The 22,211-nt window shown below is 67.1% G+C and carries 15 protein-coding genes and 2 tRNA genes; 9 read left to right on the forward strand and 8 right to left on the reverse strand.

Annotated features, from left to right (window positions below):
* Positions 1-108 precede the first annotated feature (108 nt).
* Positions 109-1,752 (reverse strand): 3-(methylthio)propionyl-CoA ligase, encoded by a 1,644-nt coding sequence (locus ACPTTC_RS11260; protein WP_423392528.1) that lies wholly within the window; start codon positions 1,750-1,752, stop codon positions 109-111.
* A 146-nt stretch (positions 1,753-1,898) separates the two neighbouring features.
* Between ACPTTC_RS11260 and ACPTTC_RS11265 the strand changes: the two genes are divergently transcribed.
* From ACPTTC_RS11265 to ACPTTC_RS11285, 5 genes are all read left to right on the forward strand, one after another.
* Positions 1,899-3,467, forward strand: a complete 1,569-nt coding sequence (locus ACPTTC_RS11265; protein ID WP_175955869.1) for a protein adenylyltransferase SelO — start codon at positions 1,899-1,901, stop codon at positions 3,465-3,467.
* A 44-nt stretch (positions 3,468-3,511) separates the two neighbouring features.
* Positions 3,512-3,943, forward strand: coding sequence for a peptide-methionine (R)-S-oxide reductase MsrB (gene msrB / locus ACPTTC_RS11270; protein WP_046545914.1), 432 nt, complete (start codon positions 3,512-3,514; stop codon positions 3,941-3,943).
* Between the two features lie 145 nt (positions 3,944-4,088).
* Entirely contained in the window at positions 4,089-4,619 is a 531-nt protein-coding gene (locus tag ACPTTC_RS11275) for a septation protein A (protein WP_175955865.1), read from the forward strand.
* Between the two features lies 1 nt (position 4,620).
* A complete protein-coding gene (locus ACPTTC_RS11280) occupies positions 4,621-4,929 on the forward strand; it encodes a BolA family protein (protein WP_027787167.1) in 309 nt (102 codons plus the stop codon).
* A gap of 18 nt (positions 4,930-4,947) precedes the next feature.
* Positions 4,948-5,730, forward strand: a complete 783-nt coding sequence (locus ACPTTC_RS11285) for a peptidylprolyl isomerase (protein WP_423392529.1) — start codon at positions 4,948-4,950, stop codon at positions 5,728-5,730.
* 172 nt (positions 5,731-5,902) lie between these two features.
* Here ACPTTC_RS11285 and ACPTTC_RS11290 read toward each other — a convergent pair whose 3' ends face one another.
* Positions 5,903-6,448, reverse strand: coding sequence for a GNAT family N-acetyltransferase (locus ACPTTC_RS11290; RefSeq protein ID WP_423392530.1), 546 nt, complete (start codon positions 6,446-6,448; stop codon positions 5,903-5,905).
* 5 nt (positions 6,449-6,453) lie between these two features.
* On the reverse strand, positions 6,454-10,518 hold the full coding sequence (gene purL / locus ACPTTC_RS11295) for a phosphoribosylformylglycinamidine synthase (protein WP_423392531.1): 4,065 nt from the start codon (positions 10,516-10,518) through the stop codon (positions 6,454-6,456).
* Positions 10,519-10,836: 318 nt separating this feature from the next.
* On the opposite strand from purL, the gene ACPTTC_RS11300 reads away from it, so the two are divergent.
* The 3 genes from ACPTTC_RS11300 (at position 10,837) to pgi (ending at position 15,469) form a co-directional block, all read left to right on the forward strand.
* Positions 10,837-12,138 carry an FAD-dependent oxidoreductase gene (locus ACPTTC_RS11300; RefSeq protein ID WP_423392532.1) on the forward strand — a complete coding sequence of 434 codons (1,302 nt, stop codon included), beginning with the start codon at positions 10,837-10,839 and terminating at the stop codon, positions 12,136-12,138.
* 52 nt (positions 12,139-12,190) lie between these two features.
* Positions 12,191-13,735 (forward strand): NAD(P)H-hydrate dehydratase, encoded by a 1,545-nt coding sequence (locus ACPTTC_RS11305; RefSeq protein ID WP_423392533.1) that lies wholly within the window; start codon positions 12,191-12,193, stop codon positions 13,733-13,735.
* 111 nt (positions 13,736-13,846) lie between these two features.
* Entirely contained in the window at positions 13,847-15,469 is a 1,623-nt protein-coding gene (pgi, locus tag ACPTTC_RS11310; protein ID WP_423392534.1) for a glucose-6-phosphate isomerase, read from the forward strand.
* Positions 15,470-15,529: 60 nt separating this feature from the next.
* Here pgi and ACPTTC_RS11315 read toward each other — a convergent pair whose 3' ends face one another.
* Positions 15,530-16,243, reverse strand: coding sequence for an ABC transporter ATP-binding protein (locus ACPTTC_RS11315; RefSeq protein WP_423392535.1), 714 nt, complete (start codon positions 16,241-16,243; stop codon positions 15,530-15,532).
* Here ACPTTC_RS11315 and ACPTTC_RS11320 point away from each other — a divergent pair.
* Positions 16,242-16,916: an arylesterase gene (locus tag ACPTTC_RS11320; protein ID WP_423392536.1), complete on the forward strand. Its 675-nt coding sequence runs from the start codon at positions 16,242-16,244 to the stop codon at positions 16,914-16,916. The two genes, ACPTTC_RS11315 and ACPTTC_RS11320, sit on opposite strands and share 2 nt — an antisense overlap.
* A 73-nt stretch (positions 16,917-16,989) precedes the next feature.
* Here ACPTTC_RS11320 and ACPTTC_RS11325 read toward each other — a convergent pair whose 3' ends face one another.
* The 4 genes from ACPTTC_RS11325 to lon form a co-directional block, all read right to left on the reverse strand.
* Positions 16,990-18,924: a SurA N-terminal domain-containing protein gene (locus ACPTTC_RS11325; protein ID WP_423392537.1), complete on the reverse strand. Its 1,935-nt coding sequence runs from the start codon at positions 18,922-18,924 to the stop codon at positions 16,990-16,992.
* Between the two features lie 326 nt (positions 18,925-19,250).
* Positions 19,251-19,327: transfer RNA gene (locus ACPTTC_RS11330), tRNA-Asp, on the reverse strand.
* Positions 19,328-19,350: 23 nt separating this feature from the next.
* A tRNA-Val gene (locus ACPTTC_RS11335) sits at positions 19,351-19,426 on the reverse strand.
* A gap of 203 nt (positions 19,427-19,629) precedes the next feature.
* Positions 19,630-22,053, reverse strand: coding sequence for an endopeptidase La (gene lon, locus ACPTTC_RS11340; RefSeq protein WP_011352361.1), 2,424 nt, complete (start codon positions 22,051-22,053; stop codon positions 19,630-19,632).
* Between the last annotated feature and the right edge of the window lie 158 nt (positions 22,054-22,211).

A 22,211-nucleotide genomic window follows, 5' to 3' on the forward strand; every position in this document is an offset into this window, starting at 1 on the left:
GAGGCAGCATACAACGAAAAAGCACGGTCGTTCAATTTGAATTTTGTTCCCGATCCGGGGACGGATCGGGCGACCGTTTCACGAGCCGCTTCCGGACCGCGCCCGGCGTTACGGCTCGCAAACCGCCGTCGGCAACACGTAATCGCGGAACGTCTCGCGCAGCTTCAGCTTCTGCAGCTTGCCGGTCGCGGTGTGCGGCAGCGATTCGACGAATACGACGTCGTCGGGAATCCACCATTTCGCGACCTTGCCTTCGTAGAACGCGAGCAGCGCGTCGCGGCTCAGGTTCGCCCCTTCGCGCGGCACCACGACGAGCAGCGGGCGCTCGGTCCATTTCGGGTGCGCACAGGCGATGCAGGCGGCCTCGACCACGCCCGGGTGCGCGATCGCGACGTTCTCGATGTCGATCGAGCTGATCCACTCGCCGCCCGACTTGATCACGTCCTTGCTGCGGTCGGTGATCTGCAGGAAGCCGTCGGGGTCGATCGTCGCGACGTCGCCGGTCGGGAACCAGCCGTCCGACAGCGGCGACGTATCGCCGCGAAAGTAGTGGTCGATCACCCACGGGCCGCGCACCTGGAGCTCGCCGAATGCGACGCCGTCCCACGGCAGTTCGTGGCCGTCCTCGCCGACGATGCGCATGTCGACGCCGCAGATCACGCGCCCCTGCTTTTCGAGCAGCTTGCGCTGCGCGTCGAGCGGCCGCTGCGACTGCGCCCAGTTGAGCTTCGCGAGCGTGCCGAGCGGCGACAGCTCGGTCATCCCCCATGCGTGGATCACGCGCACGCCGTATTCGTCCTCGAAGGTGCGCAGCATCGCGGGCGGGCACGCGGAGCCGCCGATCACCGTGCGGTTCAGCGTCGAGAAGCGCACGCCGGCCTTGCGCATGTAGTTGAGCAGGCCGAGCCACACGGTCGGCACGCCCGCGGAAAAGGTCACGCGCTCGGCTTCCATCAGCTCGTAAAGCGATTTCCCGTCGAGATCCTTGCCGGGCAGCACGAGCTTGCCGCCCGTGAGCGGCACAGCGTATGGCAGGCCCCATGCGTTGACGTGGAACATCGGCACGACGGGCAGCACGGCGTCCATCGCGGACAGGTTCATCGCGTCGGGCAGCGCGGCGCCGTACGCGTGCAGCACGGTCGAGCGGTTCGAATACAGCACGCCCTTCGGGTTGCCGGTCGTGCCCGACGTGTAGCAGAGCCCCGACGCCTGCTGTTCGTCGAGGCGCGGCCACTCGTAGCGGCCATCCTCCGCTTCGACGAGCGTTTCGTAACAGAGGAACGGCGTCGTGCCGGACGGCAGGTGCGCGGCGTCCGTCATCGCGACCCAACCCTTCACGTGCGGGCATTGCGGTGCGATGGCCTCGACGAGCGGTGCGAAATTGATATCGAAGAAGACGTAGCGGTCTTCCGCGTGATTGACGATGTACGCGATCTGCTCGGGGAACAGGCGCGGGTTGATCGTGTGGCACACGGCCCCCATGCCGCCAATCCCGTAATACGCTTCCAGATGCCGGTAGCCGTTCCACGCCAGCGTGCCGACGCGATCGCCGATTTCGACGCCGAGCCGCGCGAGCGCCTGCGCCAGTTGCTTCGCGCGGCGCTCGCAATCGCGGTACGTGTAGCGATGCAGATCGCCTTCCACGCGCTTCGACACGATCTCCGTGTCGCCGGCGTGCCGCGCGGCATGAGAAATCAGCGAGGAAACCAGCAACGGCATGTCCATCATCTGGCCCAGCAACGGCTTGCCCATCGTCTTGTTCTCCGTGTGGATGCGAATCGGTGCCTCTGCAGCGCGCCAGTCGGCGGCCCCGGACGGGCGTGGCGCACGGTGCGCGGGCCACCATGCGGGCGGCGCGGCGCCGCCTTACAATATCGGCTTACCCAGAGGCGCTCAACATGTCGTTTTCCCGAAGCGCAGCCGATGCGGCTGACACCCTTCCCGACCTCGCCGCCACGCTCGGCGCACCCGCCGAAGGCGCGTTCGTCCGGCTCGGCGACGCGTTTCATACGCGGCTGCCGGCCGCGCCGCTTGCCGCGCCGTACGTCGTCGGCTTTTCCGACGAGGTCGCGCAACTGCTCGACCTGCCGGCGTCGATCGCCGCGCAGCCTGGCTTCGCCGAACTGTTCGCCGGCAACCCGACGCGCGACTGGCCCGCAACCGCGATGCCGTACGCTTCGGTGTATTCCGGCCATCAGTTCGGCGTGTGGGCCGGGCAGCTCGGCGACGGCCGCGCGCTGACGATCGGCGAGCGCACCGGCACCGACGGCCGCCGCTACGAGCTGCAACTGAAAGGCAGCGGCCGTACACCGTACTCGCGGATGGGCGACGGCCGCGCGGTGCTGCGCTCGTCGATCCGCGAATTCCTGTGCTCGGAGGCGATGCATCACCTCGGCATCCCGACCACGCGCGCGCTGACGGTGATCGGTTCCGACCAGCCGGTGGTGCGCGAGGAGATCGAGACATCGGCCGTCGTCACGCGCGTGTCGGAAAGCTTCGTGCGCTTCGGCCACTTCGAGCACTTCTTCTCGAACGATCGCCCCGACCTGCTGCGCCAGCTCGCCGATCACGTGATCGACCGCTTCTACCCGGATTGCCGCCGCGCCGACGATCCGTACCTCGCGCTGCTCGAAGCCGCGACGCTGCGCACGGCCGACCTCGTCGCGCAGTGGCAGGCCGTCGGCTTCTGCCACGGCGTGATGAACACCGACAACATGTCGATCCTCGGCGTGACGATCGACTACGGCCCGTTCGGCTTCGTCGACGCGTTCGACGCGAACCACATCTGCAATCACTCCGATAACGGCGGCCGCTACGCGTACCGGATGCAACCGCGCATTGCGCACTGGAACTGCTATTGCCTCGCGCAGGCACTGCTGCCGCTGATCGGGCTGCAGCACGGCATTGCGGATGACGACGCACGCGCCGAGCGCGCGGTGGACGACGCGCAGGCCGTGCTCGCGAAGTTTCCGGAACGCTTCGGCCCCGCGCTCGAACGCGCGATGCGCGCGAAGCTCGGCCTCGAGCTCGAGCGCGAGAACGATGCCGAGCTCGCCAACAAGCTGCTCGAGACGATGCATGCGAGCCACGCGGATTTCACGCTGACGTTCCGCCGGCTCGCGCAGCTCTCGAAGCACGACGCGAGCCGCGACGCGCCCGTGCGCGACCTGTTCATCGACCGCGACGCGTTCGATGCGTGGGCGAACCTCTACCGCGCGCGGCTGTCCGAGGAAACGCGCGACGACGCGGCACGTGCAGCCGCGATGAACCGCGCGAACCCGAAATACGTCCTGCGCAACCATCTGGCCGAAGTCGCGATCCGGCGCGCGAAGGAAAAGGATTTCTCGGAAGTCGAGCGACTCGCGCAGATCCTGCGCCGGCCGTTCGACGAACAACCGGAGCATGAAGCGTACGCGGCGTTGCCGCCCGACTGGGCCGGGTCGCTCGAAGTGAGCTGCTCGTCCTGAGCCCCAACCCGCGCGTATCGACCGACCGATCAGGAGAACCCCACATGTCCCACGATTCCGACGACAAGACCTTCCCGTACGAGAAGGACGACGCCGAGCTGCGCCGCCGGCTCACGCCGATGCAGTACGAAGTCACGCAGCATGCGGCGACCGAGCGTGCATTCACCGGCGAATACACCGACACGGAAGACGACGGTATCTACAAATGCGTCGTCTGCAGCACCCCGCTGTTCGAATCCGGCGCCAAATTCCACTCGGGCTGCGGCTGGCCCAGCTACTTCAAGCCGCTCAACGGCGAGGTGATCGACGAAAAGGTCGACTACTCGCACGGGATGGTGCGCGTCGAGGTGCGCTGCAATCACTGCGGCGCGCATCTCGGCCACGTCTTCGAAGACGGCCCGCGCGACAAGACCGGTTTGCGGTACTGCATCAATTCAGCTGCGTTAAACTTCGAGTCCCGACCCGAAAACGAATGAGCGGCGCCGGACGGATCGGCGAGGCGACCCTCGCCCGGGCGGCCTGCCTCCGGGTTGGCCACCCCGATCCGCGACGGTGGCGCCTGGCGGGTCCCTACAACGGTGAAAGGCCGCGCAAGCGGCCTTTCACGCAGCTGCGAGCGCCATGAAATTCCTGTTCGATCTGTTTCCGATCATCCTGTTTTTTGCCGCCTTCAAGGTCTGGGGCATCTTTACCGCTACCGCCGTCGCGATCGTCGCGACGCTGGCCCAGGTTGCATGGGTTGCCTTCCGGCACCGGAAGGTCGACACGATGCTGTGGGTCAGCCTCGGCGTGATCGTCGTTTTCGGTGGCGCCACCCTCGTCCTGCATGACGAGAAATTCATTCAATGGAAACCGACTGTGCTGTACTGGCTGTTTGCGATCGGGCTGCTCGCCGCGCGCTATGTGTTCGGCAACAACCTGATCGAGAAGATGATGGGCAAGCAGCTCACGCTGCCGCACCCCGTGTGGGACAAGCTGAACGTCGCCTGGGCGCTGTTCTTCGCGGTGCTCGGTGTCGCGAACCTGTACGTGGTGCACAACTTCACCGAATCGCAATGGGTGAACTTCAAGCTGTTCGGCACGACGGGCGCGATGGTCGTATTCATCATCCTGCAGAGCCTGTGGCTCACGAAATACCTGAAGGACGAGTGACATGACGGACGCCTTTCTCCACGCGTCGCCCGACGAACGCATCGCGCTGATCGAAGCGCGCCTCACCGCAGCGCTCGCCCCGCTGTCGCTCACCGTGCGCGACGACAGCGCGCAGCACGCGGGCCACGCCGGCGCGGCCGCCGGCGGCCACTTCACGGTCACGATCGTGTCGGCCGCCTTCGCGGGCAAGCCGCGCGTCGCGCGGCACCGGCTGGTGTATGATGCGCTCGCTGATGCGATGCAGCGCGGCATTCACGCGCTCGCGATCGTGGCTTACACGCCCGAAGAGTTCAACGAATCTTCAATCTAGTCTCATTAGGAATTCCCGATGATCCTGAAATCCCCCCGCCTGTGGGTCGCGGCGGCTGCCTTTGCAGCGGCACCGGCATTTGCCCAGAACATCGCCGTCGTCAACGGCACGCCGATTCCGAAGTCGCGCGCCGACGCGATGGTTGCTCAGCTCGTCCAGCAAGGCCAGACCGACAGCCCGCAACTGCAGCAGGCCGTGCGCCAGGAACTCGTGAACCGCGAAATCCTGATGCAGGAAGCCATCCGCGAAGGCATCCCGAACCGTCCGGACGTGAAGGCGCAAGTCGCCGTCGCGCAGCAGACCGTCGTGCTGCGTTCGATGATCGAGAGCTTCCTGAAGAAGAACCAGCCGACCGACGCCGAAGTGAAGGCCCGCTATGACGACCTCGTCAAGGGCGCCGGCGGCAACCGCGAATATCACCTGCACCACATCCTCGTCGACAACGAGCAGCAGGCGAAGGAACTGATCGCGAAGATCAAGGCCGGCGCGAAGTTCGAGGATCTCGCGAAGCAGTACTCGAAGGATCCGGGCTCGGGCAAGAACGGCGGCGACCTCGACTGGTCCGACCCGAAGGCATACGTGCCGGAATTCGCAGCGGCTGCGCAGAAGCTGCAGAAAGGCCAGATGACCGACACGCCGGTGAAGACGCAGTTCGGCTGGCACATCATCCGCGTCGACGACATCCGCGACATCGCGCCGCCGCCGTTCGACCAGGTGAAGGCGCAGATCGCGCAGCAGCTCGTGCAGCAGAAGCTGCAGGCGTTCGAGGAAGGTCTGCGCCAGCAGGCAAAGATCCAGTAACGCCGGCGCTCATCGCCCATGCATCGAAAAGCCGCTCTTCGGAGCGGCTTTTTCATTGCCCGCGCACTGCCTGCGGGCGCGTCACGATGCGCTTGCAGCCCGGCAAAAAGAAACAGGCCGCTCCAAAGAGCGGCCTTTTCCGTGCCGGATTCACACGCACCGCAAGCGCAGGCTACGCGGGATGGAACACGTCCTGATAGCGAACGTCACCCGACGGCCGCGGCGCCGAATCGTCGAGCGACAGCGCGAGGACATACTCGGGCGGCACGCCCGGGAACACGATGTCGCCGGATGGCGCAAAGCCGAACCGCGCGTAGTACGCGGGGTCGCCGAGCAGGACGCAACCGCGCGCGCCAAGCCGGCGCAACGCGTCGAGCCCCGTGCGCACCAGCCCTGCACCGATGCTCTGTCGTTGGCAGTCGGGCAGCACCGCGAGCGGTGCCAACCCATACCAGCGCTGGCTGCCCGACGGTTCGCCGCCGATCGACACCAGCGAGAACGCGACGTGCCCGATCAGGCGGCCGTCGCGCTCCGCGACGAGCGAGACGCTCAACGAACCGTCCGCACGCAGCGTATCAACGATCCGCCGCTCGAACTGCCCGCCTTCCGGCTCGCCCGCGAACGCGGCGACGATCACACGGCCGATCGCGTCGCCGTCGCTCGCGCGCTCGTCGCGCAGCGTGACGACCTCGACCGGCGCGTTCGGGTCGAACATCATCCCGATCAGCCGATCCAGCGGCGCGCGTTACGGAACACCCGCATCCACGGGCTCGCTTCACCCCAGCTTTCCGGGTGCCAGCTCATCGCGACCGTACGATGCACACGCTCCATGTGCGGCATCAGCACCGAGAAGCGGCCGTCGGCCGTCGTGACCGACGTGATGCCGGCCGGCGAGCCGTTCGGGTTGAACGGATACCCCTCGGTCGCTTCGCCGCGGTGGTCGATGTAACGCATCGCGACCGCGACGCGATCGATGTCGCCCTGCTGCGAGAAGTCCGCATAGCCCTCGCCGTGCGCGACCGCGACCGGAATCCGCGAACCTTCCATTCCCGCGAAGAAGATTGACGGCGACTTCTGCACTTCGACGAACGAGAAGCGCGCCTCGAACTGCTCGGACTTGTTGCGCGTGAACTTCGGCCACGCTTCCGCGCCCGGAATCATCGACGCGAGGCTCGACAGCATCTGGCAGCCGTTGCAGATGCCGAGCGCGAACGTGTCGGGACGCGCGAAGAACGCCGAGAACATGTCGGCAAGGTTCGCGTTGAAGCGGACCGTCTTCGCCCAGCCTTCGCCAGCGCCCAGCACGTCGCCGTACGAGAAGCCGCCACATGCGACCGCACCCGCGAAATCGGCGAGCGTTGCACGGCCGGCGAGCAGGTCGCTCATGTGCACGTCGTGTGCATCGAAGCCCGCGCGATCGAACGCGTAGGCCGTTTCCAGATGCGAGTTCACGCCCTGCTCGCGCAGGATCGCGACCCGCGGCCGTGCGCCCGTCGCGATGAACGGCGCGGCGATGTCGTCGGCCGGATCGAAGCTCAGCACCGGCGAGATGCCTGGATCGGCCGCGTCGAGCAGCGTGTCGTATTCAGCATCGGCGCACGCGGGGTTGTCGCGCAGGCGTGCGATGCGCCAGCTCACTTCGCTCCATGCGCGATGGAGCTCGGTGCGCGGTGCGTCGAAAATCTTCTTCGCGTCGCGGTACACCTCGATCACGTCGCGATCGTTGACCGAGCCGATCACGTGCGAGCACGCCGACAGCCCGAACTCGCGCAGCGCGCCGAGCACCGCGTCACGGTCGGTCGCTCGCACCTGCACGACGGCGCCGAGCTCCTCGGAGAACAGCGCGCGCAGCGTGCGATCTTCGCGACGGCCGCTCGTCTGCTTCGCCCAGTCCTTCGCATCGCCGTAGTCGGATTCGTGATTCGGGTCCAGCGTCAGCATGTCGACGTTCAGCGACACGCCCGCGTGGCCCGCGAACGCCATTTCGCACACCGTTGCCCACAGGCCGCCGTCCGAGCGATCGTGGTACGCGAGCAGCTTGTCTTGCGCATTGAGCGACTGGATCGCGTTGAAGAAGCGCTTCAGGTCTTCCGCATCGTCGACGTCCGGCGTCGTGTCGCCGACCTGCTGCGTGACCTGCGCGAAGATGCTGCCGCCCATCCGGTTCTTGCCGCGGCCGAGATCGATCGCGATCAGCACGCTGTCGCCCGCGTCGGCGATACGGCGCAGTTGCGGCGTCAGGTGACGGCGCACGTCCTCGACCGGCGCGAATGCGGAGATGATCAGCGACACCGGCGACACCACTTCCTTCGCGACGCCCTGCTCGTCCCACTTCGTCTTCATCGACAGCGAATCCTTGCCGACCGGGATGCCGATCCCGAGCGCCGGACACAGCTCCATGCCGATCGCCTTGACCGTGTCGAATAACGCGGCGTCCTCGCCAGCCGTGCCGCACGCGGCCATCCAGTTCGCCGACAGCTTCAGCTTGTCGAGCGACGCGATCGGCGCGCTCGCGATGTTCGTGATCGCCTCGCCGACTGCCATGCGGCCCGATGCGGGCGCGTCGATCACCGCGAGCGGCGTGCGCTCGGCCATCGTCATCGCCTCGCCCTTGAAGCCCGCATAGTCGAGCGCGGTGATCGCGCAGTCGGCCACCGGCACCTGCCACGGGCCGACCATCTGGTCGCGCACCGACGTGCCGCCGACCGAACGGTCGCCGATCGTGATCAGGAACGACTTGCTGCCGACCGTCGGGTGCTTCAGCACGTCGACGGCGACTGCCGACAGCGCGATACCCGTCACGTCGACCGGCGCGCGCTCGGTCGCCACGCGCGTGACGTCGCGATGCATGCGCGGCGGCTTGCCGAGCAGCACTTCCATCGGCATGTCGACCGGGTATTCGTCGGCGCCCGTCGCTTCGTCGTCGACGAGCTTCAATTGGCGTTCGTCGGTCGCGACGCCGACCACCGCGAACGGGCAGCGCTCACGTGCGCAGATCGCCTCGAAGCGCGGCAGATCGGCCGGCGCGATCGCCAGCACGTAGCGCTCTTGCGCTTCGTTCGACCAGATTTCGCGCGGCGACAGGCCCGATTCCTCGAGCGCGACCTTGCGCAGCTCGAAGCGCGCGCCCTTGCCCGCACCGTCGACGATCTCGGGGAACGCGTTCGACAGGCCGCCCGCGCCGACGTCGTGGATGCTCAGGATCGGGTTTTCCGCGCCGAGCTGCCAGCAGCCGTTGATCACTTCCTGGGCGCGACGCTCGATTTCGGGGTTGCCGCGCTGCACCGAGTCGAAGTCGAGCTCGGCCGTGTTCGCGCCGGTCGCCATCGAGCTCGCGGCGCCGCCGCCCATGCCGATCCGCATGCCGGGGCCGCCGATCTGGATCAGCAGCGAGCCGGCCGGCACGTCGTGCTTGTGCGTATGCTGATCCGCGATGTTGCCGAGGCCGCCCGCGATCATGATCGGCTTGTGATAGCCGCGCACCTGGCCGCCGACGTTCTGCTCGTACACGCGGAAATAGCCGCCGAGGTTCGGGCGGCCGAATTCGTTGTTGAACGCGGCGCCGCCGATCGGGCCGTCGATCATGATCTGCAGCGGCGACGCGATGCGGTCGGGGCGGCCGTACGGGCCGTGCACCTCGTTCGGGTTGCGTTCGCCGACCGGCTGCGCCGCGTCGCGCGCGTTTTCCCACGACTGGCGTGCGTCGGGCAGATCGAGGTTCGACACGGTGAAGCCCGTGAGGCCGGCCTTCGGGCGCGCGCCGCGGCCCGTCGCGCCTTCGTCGCGGATCTCGCCGCCCGCGCCGGTCGCCGCGCCCGGGAACGGCGAAATCGCCGTCGGGTGGTTGTGCGTCTCGACCTTCATCAGCGTGTGCGTGAGCTCGGTGTGGCGGCCATAACGCGCGCCCGGCTCGCCGGCCGCGCCCGTGTTGCGCGGGAACCAGCGCTCCGCTTCGGCGCCGACCATGATCGACGAGTTGTCCGAATACGCGACGATCGTGCCCTGCGGGCTCAGCTTCTCGGTGTTGCGGATCATCGCGAACAGCGACATGTCCTGCGCTTCGCCGTCGATCGTCCACTGCGCGTTGAAGATCTTGTGGCGGCAGTGCTCGCTATTCGCCTGCGCGAACATCATCAGTTCCACGTCGGTCGGGTTGCGTTCGAGCTTGCGGAATGCGTCGACCAGGTAGTCGATTTCGTCGTCGGCGAGCGCGAGGCCCAGCTCGACATTCGCGCGCTCGAGCGCGCCGCGGCCGACGCCCAGCACGTCGACGCGCGTGAGCGGCTTGGCCGGCAGTTCATCGAACAGGTGCTTCGCGTCGTCGCGTGCCGCGACCACGCTTTCGGTCATCCGGTCATGCAGCGCGGCCGCGACGGCCGCGCGCGCGTCGTCCGACAGCGCCTTCTTGCCGCCGAGCAGGCCCGACTTCAGCGTGACCGTGAACTCGACGCCGCGCTCGATGCGGCGCACGTGCGTGAGGCCGCAGTGCTGCGCGATGTCGGTTGCCTTGCTCGCCCACGGCGAGACCGTGCCGAAGCGCGGCAGCACGACGAAGGTCTCGGCCGTGCCCTTCTCGGCCGCCGGCTCGAACGGCGCGCCGTAGTGCATCAGCGCGTCGATGCGCGCGCTGTCGTCGGCCGACAGCGGCTCGGCCGCATTGACGAAGTGCAGGAACTGCCCGCGCACCGCGACAATGTTGGCGTCGATTTGCCTGAGCGTATCGAGCAGACGGGTTTGACGGAAATCGGAGAGGGCCGAAGCGCCGGGAAAACACGAGAAGTGAGCCATGGGCTGGACTGACGTCGATGAGTCGCGCGAGGTGGCGACGTGGGGCGAAAGGAAGGCCGTAATTATACCCGGAAGTCGGTCGCTCCAGACCGGCCGATCGGCAGTCCGCATGCACCGCAACGGTGCCGCGGTGCGCGCCGCGCACCGACCGCCCCGCGCGGGCGAGGCAACTGGCGGCCGTGGCGCGGCTGCACGGTCCGTGCTCGCCCGGCGCCGGCTCCCGCGATTTTGGCGCTATCATTCCGGGTTCACCGGGCCGGAGCCCTCAGCGAATTTCACCAGGCGGCGCACGCGCGCCACCCGTCATCGAAGCAATCCATGGATGTCATCGTCATCGGCGGCGGAATCAGCGGCGTCGCCACCGCCTACCAGTTGCGCGCGGCCGGCCATCGCGTGTGCGTGGTCGAACGCCACGCGACCGTCGCGCAGGGTGCGACCTACGGCGACGGCGGCGCGCTGCTGCCGAGCCCGCTCGACGTCTGGTTCGGCCCGACCTTCATGCACCAGCGCCAGCCGCGCGACAGCGGCATCGTCTACAAGCCGGGCTTCAACGGCGGCGTGCGCCGTTTCGTCAAGCAGCTCGGCACGCTGCGCGAGCCCGACGCGTTCGCCGCCCAGTACGCGCGGCTGCGCCCGCTGATCGATGCGTCGCGCGACACGCTCGCCGACATCGAGATGCGCCTCGAACTCGAATTCGAGCAGAAGCCCGGCATCCTGCACGTGGTGCGCGACCCGCGCGACTGGGAAGCGATGCAGCCCGCGCTCGAGCTGCTGCGCACGCACGACCAGCCGTACCGCCTGCTCTCCGCCGACGAATGCGCGGTGCTCGAGCCGTCGGTGCCGGCCGAACCCGGCTTCGCCGGCGGCGTGCTGCTCGAGACCGAACGCACCGGCAATTGCCCGCTGTTCGCGAAACTGGTCAAGCAGACGCTCGACGAGCATGGCGTGCAGTTCCGCTTCGGCGCGGAAGTCGCCGCGATCCGCGCCGACACCGGCCGCGCCGCAGTCGAGCTCGCCCCGCCCAGCGACCGGCGCGCGTCGAACGCACGCGAGGTCGACGTGATTTCCGCCGACGCGATCGTGGTCGCCGCCGGCGCCGGCAGCCTGCCGCTGCTCGACCGGCTCGGCTGGCGCCTGCCGCTGCACCCGGTGCGCGTCCATACGCTCACTGCGCCGGTCGCCTATGAAGAACACGCACCGCACCTGAACGTCATCGATTCGATCAAGCGGATCTCGATCACGCGCACCCACCAGCGGCTGCGCGTCGGCGGCGGCGCCGTGCTGCAGAGTCTGCCCGACACCGCGAAGCCGCTCGCCGAGCCGCTGTCCGAGACCGCGCTCGCGCTGCTCGGGCAGGCCGTCCACGATTGGGTGCCCGGCGCCGCGCGGATCTCGGCCGCGTTGTCGTGGCAAGGCACGCAGTTGCTGTCGCCGGACGGCCTGCCTGTCGTCGGTCCGACCCCGCATCCGCGCGTGTTCGTCAATTTCGGGCACGGCCCGGCCGGCTGGGGACTCGCGTGCGGGTCTGCTAAAGTGGTGACCGACTACCTGGGCGGCGACGTGCAGCACTGGCCCGCCGACACGCTCGCCGCGCTGCGCGCCGCGCGCTTCACGACCTGACCGCCGCGGGCCCGTCCCCGGCGGCCTCCTTGCCAGCCGCCACGACCCCGCGATGACCGTTACCCGCCCACTCCCCGATTCCGATCCGATCGCGCTGCTGCGCGTCGCCGACCTGCGCACGGCCGAAGCCGACGCCGCGGCGGCGCTGCCGCCGCATACGCTGATGGGCCGCGCCGGCGCCGACGCCGCACACTGGCTGTCGGCGCGCGTGGCCGGCGATGACCGTCCCGTATGGTTCGCGGTCGGCCCGGGCAACAACGGCGGCGACGCGCTCGTTGCCGCCGCTCACCTCCAGCAGCTTGGCGTCGCGACGCAAGCGTGGATGCCGATGCCGGTGAAGTCGGACGACGCACAATGGGCGCTCGGCCTCGCGCGCGCGGCCGGCGTGCCGCTGTCGGCCACACCGCCCGCGTCGCTGGACGGCTATGCGTGGGTCGTCGACGGGCTGTTCGGCATCGGTCTCGGCCGCGCGCTCGACGGCGCGTTCGCCGAGCAGGCCGCGCGCATCGCCGCGCATGCGCGCAGCGGCGGCCACGTGCTTGCGCTCGATGTGCCGAGCGGGCTCGACAGCGATACGGGCCAGATCGTCGGCGCGGGCGTCGCTGTCGCCGCCACCCATACGCTCACCTTCATCGCCGCGAAGCCTGGCCTCTACACCGGCGAAGGCCGCGATCTCGCCGGCGAGATCGACGTCGCATCGCTCGACGTCGCGCCGCCCACCGCGCCGGCCATCGTGCTGAACGCGCCCGCCCGATTCTCCGCCGCCCTGCCCGCGCGCGCATTCGCGTCCCACAAGGGCACGTTCGGCAGTCTCGCGGTGCTCGGCGGCGACACGGGCATGTGCGGTGCGCCGATCCTGGCCGCCCGCGCCGCGCTGTTCGCCGGCGCCGGCAAGGTACACGTCGGCTTTCTCGGCGCCGGCGCGCCGCCGTACGACCCGCCGTTCCCCGAACTGATGCTGCATCCGGCCGACGGCCTCGATCTCGGCGCGATGACCGCAATCGCGGCCGGCTGCGGGCTCGGCACGCGCGAGGCTGCGGCGACGCTCGTGCGCGACGTGCTCGCACACGATGCCGCGACGCTGCTCGATGCCGATGCGCTGAACCTCGTCGCGACACATGCCGATCTCGCGACAGCCGTTGCCACGCGCGGTACGCGCGGCAATCCGTGCGTGCTGACGCCGCATCCGCTCGAAGCCGCCCGGCTGCTCGGCAGCGACACGGCGACGATCCAGCGCGACCGCGTGGCCACCGCGCAGGCGCTCGCGGCTCGTTATGCGGCGAACGTCGTGCTGAAAGGCTCGGGCACGGTGATTGCGGCGCCCGACGGCCGCGTGACGATCAATCCGACCGGCAACGCCGCGCTCGCCACGGGCGGCACCGGCGATGTGCTCGGCGGCCTGATCGGCGCGTTGCTCGCGCAGCGCGTCGCACCGTACGAAGCGGCGCTCGCGGGCGTCTACCTGCACGGCCTCGCGGCCGACACGCTGACCGCACACGGCACGGGCCCGGCCGGACTCACGGCCGGCGAACTCGCGCCGATGGTGCGCACGCTGATCAATCGCCTTTTTTATGCGCCGCCGCGCGCCGACACATAAGGCCGCTATACTGGCTGCCCCGCCGCACGGCGGGCCCTCTCGTCCGCCGGCCTTACGATCCCGATGAGCCGGCGCGGCATTCCTCCCGATTCACGCTTCACTCGAACCGCCATGACGCTGAATTCGCTCCCCGCCTGGACTGCCCTTCAATCCCACTTCGAGCAAATCCGCCATGCTCGCCTGCGCGACTGGTTCGCGCCGGAAAACGACCGCACGCCGACGCGTGCCGAACGCTTCACGCTCGCGGGCGGCGGCCTCGCTGCCGATTTCTCGAAGAACCGCATCAACGACGATACGCTGCGCCTGCTCGTACAGCTCGCATGCGACGCGGGCGTCGAAGCCCGCCGCGACGCGATGTTCGCGGGCGAGATCGTCAACCCGACCGAAGGCCGTGCCGCGCTGCACACCGCGCTGCGCGCGACCGATCCGCAGGCGCCGTTCCACGCACAGATCAGCGCCGAGCGCGCGAAGATGGCGACCTTCGCGCGCGCCGTGCGCAGCGGCACGTGGACGGGCTACACCGGCAAGCGCATCCGCCACGTGATCAACATCGGCATCGGCGGCTCCGATCTCGGGCCGAAGATGGTCGTGCATGCGCTGCACCACGTCGCGACGCCTGAAATCTCCACGCACTTCGTGTCGAACGTCGACGGTGCCGATCTGGCGCGCGTGCTCGAACAGGTCGACCCCGAGGAAACGCTCGCGATCATCGTGTCGAAGACCTTCACGACGCTCGAAACGATGACGAACGCACGCTCGCTGCGCGACTGGTTCGTCGCGCGCGGCTGCCCCGAGGACGCGCTCGCGAAGCACTTCGTCGGCGTGTCGGCGAATCCGGCCGAAGTCGTGAAGTTCGGCATCGCCGCAGACAACGTATTCGAAATGTGGGACTGGGTCGGTGGCCGCTATTCGCTGTGGTCGGCCGTCGGCCTGTCGATCATGATCGCGATCGGCCCCGAGCAGTTCGACGAGTTGCTGGCGGGCGCGAACGACATGGACCGTCATTTCCGCGAAGCGCCGCTCGAGCGCAACCTGCCCGTGCTGCTCGGCCTGATCGGCATCTGGTACAGGAATTTCTTCGGTTCGCAGAGCTATCTCGTCGCACCGTATTCGGAAGCGCTGCACTACCTGCCGTCATACCTGCAACAGCTCGAAATGGAGAGCAACGGCAAATCCGCGCGCCTGGACGGCACCTTCGTCGACTACCCGACGTCGGCCGTCACATGGGGCGAGCCGGGCACCAACGGCCAGCATGCGTTCTTCCAGATGCTGCATCAGGGGCCGACGATCGTGCCGATCGACTTCATCGCGGTGCTGACGCCCGAGCATCCGCTCGCGAGCCATCATCCGAAGCTGCTGGCGAACTGCTTTGCGCAGAGCGAGGCCCTGATGCTCGGCCGCACGCTCGACGAAGCCCGCGAGGTCGCAGGACCGGGCAAGGAGGCGCTCGCGCCGCACCTGACGTTCCCGGGCAACCGCCCGACGACGACGCTGCTGGTCGACGCGCTGACGCCGCGCACGCTCGGCGCGCTGATCGCGCTGTACGAACACAAGGTGCTGGTGCAGGCAACGGTGTGGGACATCAATCCGTTCGACCAGTGGGGCGTCGAGCTCGGCAAGATCCTCGGCAAGGTGGTGGAAGCCGACTTGTCGGCCGAGTCGCTCGATCCAGCGAAGCACGACTCGTCGACCACCGCGCTGATCGAGCGCGCCCGTGCGGCGCTGAAGCGCTGAGGTATCGGCGTCTTACCGATGCCGGCCACGCAGCCCTGGCTGCACGGCCGGCCTAAACATTCAGGCGCCGCGCTGCGCGGCTTGCGGTGCGACGATGCGTCCGGCGTCGAGCGTCACGGTCGTCGCGCAGCGGCGTGCGAGTTCGACATCGTGCGTGACGAGCACGAGCGTGGCGCCATGCGTGCGGTTCAGTTCGAACATCAGGTCGATGACCGCATGGCCCGTGGCCGCATCGAGGCTGCCGGTCGGCTCGTCGGCGAACAGGATCGCCGGGCGCGTGACGAATGCGCGCGCAAGCGCGACACGCTGCTGCTCGCCCCCGGACAACAGCTTCGGATAATGCGCGGTGCGTTCGCCGAGACCGACCTGCACGAGCAGCGCCCGGGCACGATCGGCTGCTTCACGCGCGCTGATGCCCCCCTGCAGCTCGAGCGGCAGCATCACGTTCTCGAGCGCCGTCAGGTGCGGCATCAACTGGAACGACTGGAACACGAACCCGACAGCGCCGTTGCGCAGCGCCGCGCGCGCATCCTCGTCGAGCTGGTCGAGCGGGCGACCGAGCAGGCGAACCGTGCCGCTCGTCGCGCTGTCCAACCCTGCAAGCAGGCCGAGCAGCGTCGATTTACCCGACCCCGACGCGCCGACGATCGCGAGGCTGCTGCCCGGCGTCACGGCGAGCGTGATGCCGTCGAGGATCGTCAGCTCGCCCGTTGCATCGGCGACCCGCTTGCACACGTCATGGACTTCGATGATCGGATCGGTAATCTTGAACATGGACACGACATTTCGCTGGAAAGGATGCGCGGCGATCGCCGCGCTGCTGGGCACCCTGCTGGCCGCCACCGTGCCGGCACGCGCCGCGACGACACCGGCCGCGACATCGGGACAGCCCGTGATCGTCGTGCTCGGCGACAGCCTGTCGGCCGAATACGGGCTGCCGCGCGACACCGGCTGGGTGGCGTTGCTGCGGCAACGCCTCACGACCGAGCGAATCGATTATAGCGTCGCGAACGCCAGCGTCAGCGGCGACACCACGAGCGGCGGCCGCGCGCGGCTACCCGCGGTGCTGCAGCGGCTCAAGCCGTCGGTTGTCGTCGTCGAACTCGGTTCGAACGATGCGCTGCGCGGCGTGCCGCTCGCAACGACCGAACAGAACCTGCGCGACATCATCGCCGGTGCGCGGCAGGCACAGGCCAAGGTCGTACTGGTCGGCATGTATGTGCCACCCAACTACGGCCCCGACTACACGCAGAAGTTCCACGCGGTCTACACGCGGCTGTCGAAGGATCTCGGCGTGCCGCTCGTACCGTTCCTGCTGGCCGGCATCGAGAACAAGCCCGAGATGTTCCAGGCCGACCAGATGCATCCCGCGCGGCAGGCGCAGGGCATTCTGCTCGACAACGTCTGGCCGGCGCTGAAACCGCTGCTCGGCAAGCCGCGCGGCTGACGCCGCCGCCCCGCCGGAAAACAAAAAGCCCCGCATGAAGCGGGGCTCTTTTTTGTTGCGTGCGAAACGACGCTCAGTTGTCGCCATCCTGCGACTGGCTGGCCGTCGAGCCGTACAGCTTCACCTTCGAACGATCGCGCAGCGCGGCGAGATACGCTTCGCCTTCGCTTTGCGCGTCGACCTGCGCCATCTGCTGCTGCGCGGCGGCCAGTTGCTGCGGATCGACCGCCGAACCCGGGATCACCGCGTTCACGCGGTAGATCGCATAGCCGTCGGCGCCGAGATCGACCCCGACATAAGCCGGCAGCGTCTTCGCGTCGACCTTGTACACGGCGCTCAGTGCAGCCGGCGTCAGGCCCTGCGACTGCGTGCGCGACACCTTCTGCGCGGCCGAGAACCCGTCGGTCGACTTCGACTTCTGCAGTTCGGCGAGCTTCGCCGCACCGTCCTTCTTCGCGAGTTCCGCGGCCTGCTCGGCAACGACCTTCTGGCGCACGACGTCCTTGATCGCATCGAGCGCGGGCACGGCGGCCGGCTTGTAGTCGGTCACGCGCGCCGAGATCAGCGTGTTGTTGCCGACGTCGATCGCCTGCGTGTTGTTCTGGCTCTTCACCGAGTCGTTGGCGAACACGGCAGCCAGGAACTTCGGATTGTTCAGCGGGCTCGTCGGCGGCAGTTGCGGATTCGGCGTCGGCGTGACGGTGGCCGTCTGGATCGTCAGCTTGTACTTGTCCGCGGCCGGCTGCAGCGTCTTCGCCTTCTCATACACGGTGGACGTGAAGCCTTCTGCGTTGTCCGTGAATGCCTTCGACGCGTACTGCTGCTTCAGGTCGGCCGCGATCTGGTCCTTCACTTCCGCGAACGGCTTGACGGCCGCCGGCTTCACTTCCGTTGCCTTCAGGATGTGGAAGCCCAGATCCGACTGCACGATGCCGCTCACGTCGCCCTGCTTCAGCGCGAACGCGGCGTCGTCGAACGCCTTGCCGCCCGCCGTCGAGCCGCGCGTGATGAAGCCGAGATCGCCGCCCTTCGCGGCCGACGGTGCGTCCTGCGAGTTCTTCTGCGCGATCTGCGCGAACTGGTCCGGATGCGCCTTCACGTCGGCCAGCAACTGCTCGGCCTTCGCCTTCGCTGCAGCCTTGTCGGCTGCGCTTGCGCTGCCCGGCGCGGCGATGAAGATGTGGCTCACGCGCACCTGCGCTTCGGTGCGGAAGTGCGTCGGATTGTCGTCGTAGAACTTCTTGATGTCCGCATCGGTCGGCTGCGCGCTCGCGGCGGCTGCGGCCGGCGAATAGACGAGGTACTGGATCGTCGCGGTTTCCGGCGTCGCGAAGCTCTGCTTGTGCGCGTCATAGTACGCGACGAGCTGCGCATCGGTCGGCTGGACCTTCGCTGCGAAGTCGCTCGTCTTCAGCACGAGCGCCTGCACTTCGCGCTGCTGCGCGGCGAGTTCGGACAGGCGTTGCGCGAGGCTCTTCGGCGTGAACGCGCTTGACACGATGCTGGCCGGGATCTGCTGCAGCGAGAGGCTGTAGCGTACGCGCTCCTGATACTGCTCGGGCGTCATCCCCTGGAACGCGAGTAACTGCGCATAGCGTTCGACGTCGATCGAACCGTCGGGCTTCTTCAGCGACGCGATCATCGGGTCGCTCATCAGCGCGTCGCGCACGGCGTTGTCGGAGGCGGTCAGGTGCAGACGCTGAGTCTCGTCGGCCAGCACGCGTTGCTGGATCAGGCCGTCGAGCACCTGCTTGCGGTGCTCGGGCGTATCGAACATCTTGATGTCGAACTGCCCGCCGAGCGCCTGACGCGCCTGGTCGATCTGCTGGCGGAACGCGCCGTCGAATTCGACCCGCGTGATCTTGTGCCCGTTGACTGCCGCGACGTTCGCGCTATCGTCGAAGAAGCCGCGGAAGCCTTGGATCCCAACGAAACCTAGCCCCGGCAACACGATCAGGAGCAGGAGCGCCATCATCAGGCGCTGGTGATTACGGAAGAAATCGAGCATGCGTGACGGGAAAATTGGACAAAACGACCGATATTACAACATACGAGGTGGGACGGGAGAAAAGCAGACGTGTTGGTGGCGAGTGCAACGCGACAACCGGGTGCGCAAAACGAAAATGCCCGCACAAGGCGGGCATCTTCGTTTGTTTGGCGGAGCGGACGGGTCGCCTGCAACCCGCAGGCCGCGGCTGCGCTTGCAAGCGCAGCCTTTCGAGTCCCGCCGGACGCCGGCCGCGCAGGCGGCTTCCTCCACCCCTCAGTCACGCGAGCGGGCGCAACCGGAAACGCAAATGAAAAAGCCCGCGCAAGGCGGGCTTTTTCATTTTCTGGCGGAGCGGACGGGACTCGAACCCGCGACCCCCGGCGTGACAGGCCGGTATTCTAACCGACTGAACTACCGCTCCTTGGTCTGGCTGAATCAGGAAACTGGTGGGTGCTGAGGGGTTCGAACCCCCGACCTACGCCTTGTAAGGGCGCCGCTCTACCAGCTGAGCTAAGCACCCGTTTCCGATTCGTTCTGGCTGCGATCTGCGTTTCGGCATCAACAACCAGCGAGCCCGCAAGTTTAATTCATCCCCGATCATTTTGCAAAGCCCTGACGCGAATTTTTTAGCGTTCGCGCACGCGATTCGGCTACGCATAAAAAAACCCGCGGCCACGCCGCGGGTTTCGTGAACAACCGTCAGAAAGGACGGCGTCCCAATGCTTAGTGCTTGACGAATTCCGTCGAGCCGGCATCCTTCGCTGCATCGGCGACCGGTGCCGCCGCCTTCGCCTCTTCTTCAGGCGGCAGCGGGGTCGGCGAACGCTCGAGCGCGAGTTCCAGCACCTTGTCGATCCAGCGGACCGGCACGATCTCGATCGCGTTCTTCACGTTGTCCGGAATCTCGGCGAGATCCTTCACGTTCTCTTCCGGGATCAGCACGAGCTTGATGCCGCCGCGATGCGCCGCAAGCAGTTTCTCCTTCAGGCCACCGATCGGCAGGACTTCACCACGCAGCGTGATTTCGCCCGTCATCGCGACATCGGCACGCACGGGGATACCCGTCAGCACCGATACCAGCGCGGTCGTCATCGCACCGCCGGCGGACGGACCGTCCTTCGGCGTCGCGCCTTCCGGCACGTGGATGTGGATGTCCTGCTTCTCGAACGCTTCGTCCTTGATGCCCAGACGACGCGAACGCGAGCGCACGACCGAACGTGCCGCCTCGACCGACTCCTTCATCACGTCGCCGAGCGAACCCGTACGGATCACGTTGCCCTTGCCCGGCATCACCGCGGCTTCGATCGTCAGCAGATCGCCACCGACTTCCGTCCACGCGAGGCCCGTCACCTGACCGACCTGGTTTTCCTTCGCGGCAAGGCCGAAGTCGTACTTGCGTACGCCGAGGAACGTATCGAGGTTTTCGCCGTCGACCTTGATCGCGCCCGATGCCTTCTTCAGCAGCAGCATCTTCACGACCTTGCGGCAGATCTTCGACACTTCCCGCTCGAGCGAGCGCACACCGGCTTCGCGCGTGTAGTAGCGGATGATGTCGCGGATCGCCTGCTCGGTGACTTCGATCTCGCCTTCCTTCAGGCCGTTGTTCTTCTTCTGCTTCGGCAGCAGGTAACGCTGCGCGATGCTGACCTTCTCGTCTTCCGTGTAACCCGACAGACGGATCACTTCCATCCGGTCGAGCAGCGGCGGCGGGATGTTCAGCGAGTTCGACGTCGCGACGAACATCACGTCCGACAGGTCGAAGTCGACTTCGATGTAGTGGTCGGCGAACGTGTGGTTCTGTTCCGGATCGAGCACTTCGAGCAGCGCCGACGACGGATCGCCGCGGAAATCCATACCCATCTTGTCGACTTCGTCGAGCAGGAAGAGCGGATTGCGCACGCCGACCTTCGTGAGGCTCTGCAGGATCTTGCCCGGCATCGAACCGATGTACGTACGGCGGTGGCCGCGGATCTCGGCTTCGTCACGCACGCCACCAAGCGCCATCCGGACGAACTTGCGGTTCGTCGCACGGGCGATCGACTGGCCGAGCGAGGTCTTGCCGACGCCCGGGGGCCCGACGAGACACAGGATCGGCGCCTTGACCTTGTCGACGCGTTGTTGCACCGCGAGATACTCGAGGATCCGTTCCTTCACCTTCTCGAGGCCGAAGTGGTCCTCGTCGAGCACCTGCTCGGCGTTCGACAGGTCGTTGTTGACCTTGCTCTTCTTGCGCCACGGCAGGCCGATCAGCGTGTCGATGTAGTTGCGCACGACGGTGGCTTCCGCCGACATCGGCGACATCAGCTTCAGCTTCTTCAGCTCGGCATCGGCCTTCTTCTTGGCTTCCTTCGGCATGCGCGCGGCGTTGATGCGCTTCTCGAGTTCCTCGAGATCGGCACCCTCTTCGCCTTCGCCCAGCTCCTTCTGGATCGCCTTGACCTGTTCGTTCAGGTAGTACTCACGCTGGCTCTTTTCCATCTGGCGCTTCACGCGCCCGCGGATGCGCTTCTCGACCTGCAGGATGTCGATCTCGGCTTCGAGCTGCGCAAGCAGGTGCTCGAGGCGCTCGATGACCGGGAACATCTCGAGGATGTGCTGCTTCTGGTCGAGCTTCAGCGGCAGGCGCTCGGCGATCATGTCGGCGAGGCGGCCTGCTTCATCGATGCCCGACAGCGACGTGAGGATCTCCGGCGGGATCTTCTTGTTCAGCTTCACGTACTGGTCGAACTGCGACACGATCGCACGGCGCAGCGCTTCCGTTTCAGCGCTGTCGGCGTGATCGGGCTCGAGCGGCATCACTTCGCAGGAGAATTGCGTTTCCTGCTCTTCGATCGACAACGCCTTCGCGCGCTGCAGGCCTTCGACGAGCACCTTCACGGTGCCGTCCGGCAGCTTCAGCATCTGCAGGATGTTGGCGATACAACCGACCTCGTACATGTCCTTTTCGGTCGGTTCGTCCTTGGCCGCGGTTTTCTGGGCGACGAGCATGATGTGCTTGCCGCCTTCCATCGCTGCTTCGAGGGCCTTGATCGACTTCGGCCGGCCCACGAAGAGCGGAATCACCATGTGCGGGAAAACGACGACATCCCGCAGCGGCAGCAGCGGGAGCGTGATGCGTTCCGGCGGGAGAAGTTGGGTGCCTGACATTTCATTTCCCCATGAGTGGAATCAATTGTTCGGTAATTGAGGCCGCCACAACGAATTGCAAGCCTTCAAGTGCGGGAAATATTCGGTAAAAAAGTAACCACCGCGTGTCGAGTCAGAGTTACCCACAAGATAAACGAAAAAAAGCCGCCCACGGTCTC

The organism is Burkholderia mycopellens, assembly GCF_964265025.1.
Lineage (GTDB): Bacteria > Pseudomonadota > Gammaproteobacteria > Burkholderiales > Burkholderiaceae > Burkholderia.

What these genes read in the sequence shown, in the direction of transcription:
- ACPTTC_RS11325 (WP_423392537.1), bottom strand. Translation starts at nt 18,924, where the DNA reads ATGCTCGATTTCTTCCGTAATCACCAGCGCCTGATGATGGCGCTCCTG.
- purL (WP_423392531.1), bottom strand. Translation starts at nt 10,518, where the DNA reads ATGGCTCACTTCTCGTGTTTTCCCGGCGCTTCGGCCCTCTCCGATTTC.
- msrB (WP_046545914.1), top strand. Translation starts at nt 3,512, where the DNA reads ATGTCCCACGATTCCGACGACAAGACCTTCCCGTACGAGAAGGACGAC.
- ACPTTC_RS11265 (WP_175955869.1), top strand. Translation starts at nt 1,899, where the DNA reads ATGTCGTTTTCCCGAAGCGCAGCCGATGCGGCTGACACCCTTCCCGAC.
- ACPTTC_RS11280 (WP_027787167.1), top strand. Translation starts at nt 4,621, where the DNA reads ATGACGGACGCCTTTCTCCACGCGTCGCCCGACGAACGCATCGCGCTG.
- ACPTTC_RS11320 (WP_423392536.1), top strand. Translation starts at nt 16,242, where the DNA reads ATGGACACGACATTTCGCTGGAAAGGATGCGCGGCGATCGCCGCGCTG.
- ACPTTC_RS11285 (WP_423392529.1), top strand. Translation starts at nt 4,948, where the DNA reads ATGATCCTGAAATCCCCCCGCCTGTGGGTCGCGGCGGCTGCCTTTGCA.
- lon (WP_011352361.1), bottom strand. Translation starts at nt 22,053, where the DNA reads ATGTCAGGCACCCAACTTCTCCCGCCGGAACGCATCACGCTCCCGCTG.
- ACPTTC_RS11275 (WP_175955865.1), top strand. Translation starts at nt 4,089, where the DNA reads ATGAAATTCCTGTTCGATCTGTTTCCGATCATCCTGTTTTTTGCCGCC.
- ACPTTC_RS11315 (WP_423392535.1), bottom strand. Translation starts at nt 16,243, where the DNA reads ATGTTCAAGATTACCGATCCGATCATCGAAGTCCATGACGTGTGCAAG.
- ACPTTC_RS11300 (WP_423392532.1), top strand. Translation starts at nt 10,837, where the DNA reads ATGGATGTCATCGTCATCGGCGGCGGAATCAGCGGCGTCGCCACCGCC.
- ACPTTC_RS11290 (WP_423392530.1), bottom strand. Translation starts at nt 6,448, where the DNA reads ATGATGTTCGACCCGAACGCGCCGGTCGAGGTCGTCACGCTGCGCGAC.
- pgi (WP_423392534.1), top strand. Translation starts at nt 13,847, where the DNA reads ATGACGCTGAATTCGCTCCCCGCCTGGACTGCCCTTCAATCCCACTTC.
- ACPTTC_RS11260 (WP_423392528.1), bottom strand. Translation starts at nt 1,752, where the DNA reads ATGGGCAAGCCGTTGCTGGGCCAGATGATGGACATGCCGTTGCTGGTT.
- ACPTTC_RS11305 (WP_423392533.1), top strand. Translation starts at nt 12,191, where the DNA reads ATGACCGTTACCCGCCCACTCCCCGATTCCGATCCGATCGCGCTGCTG.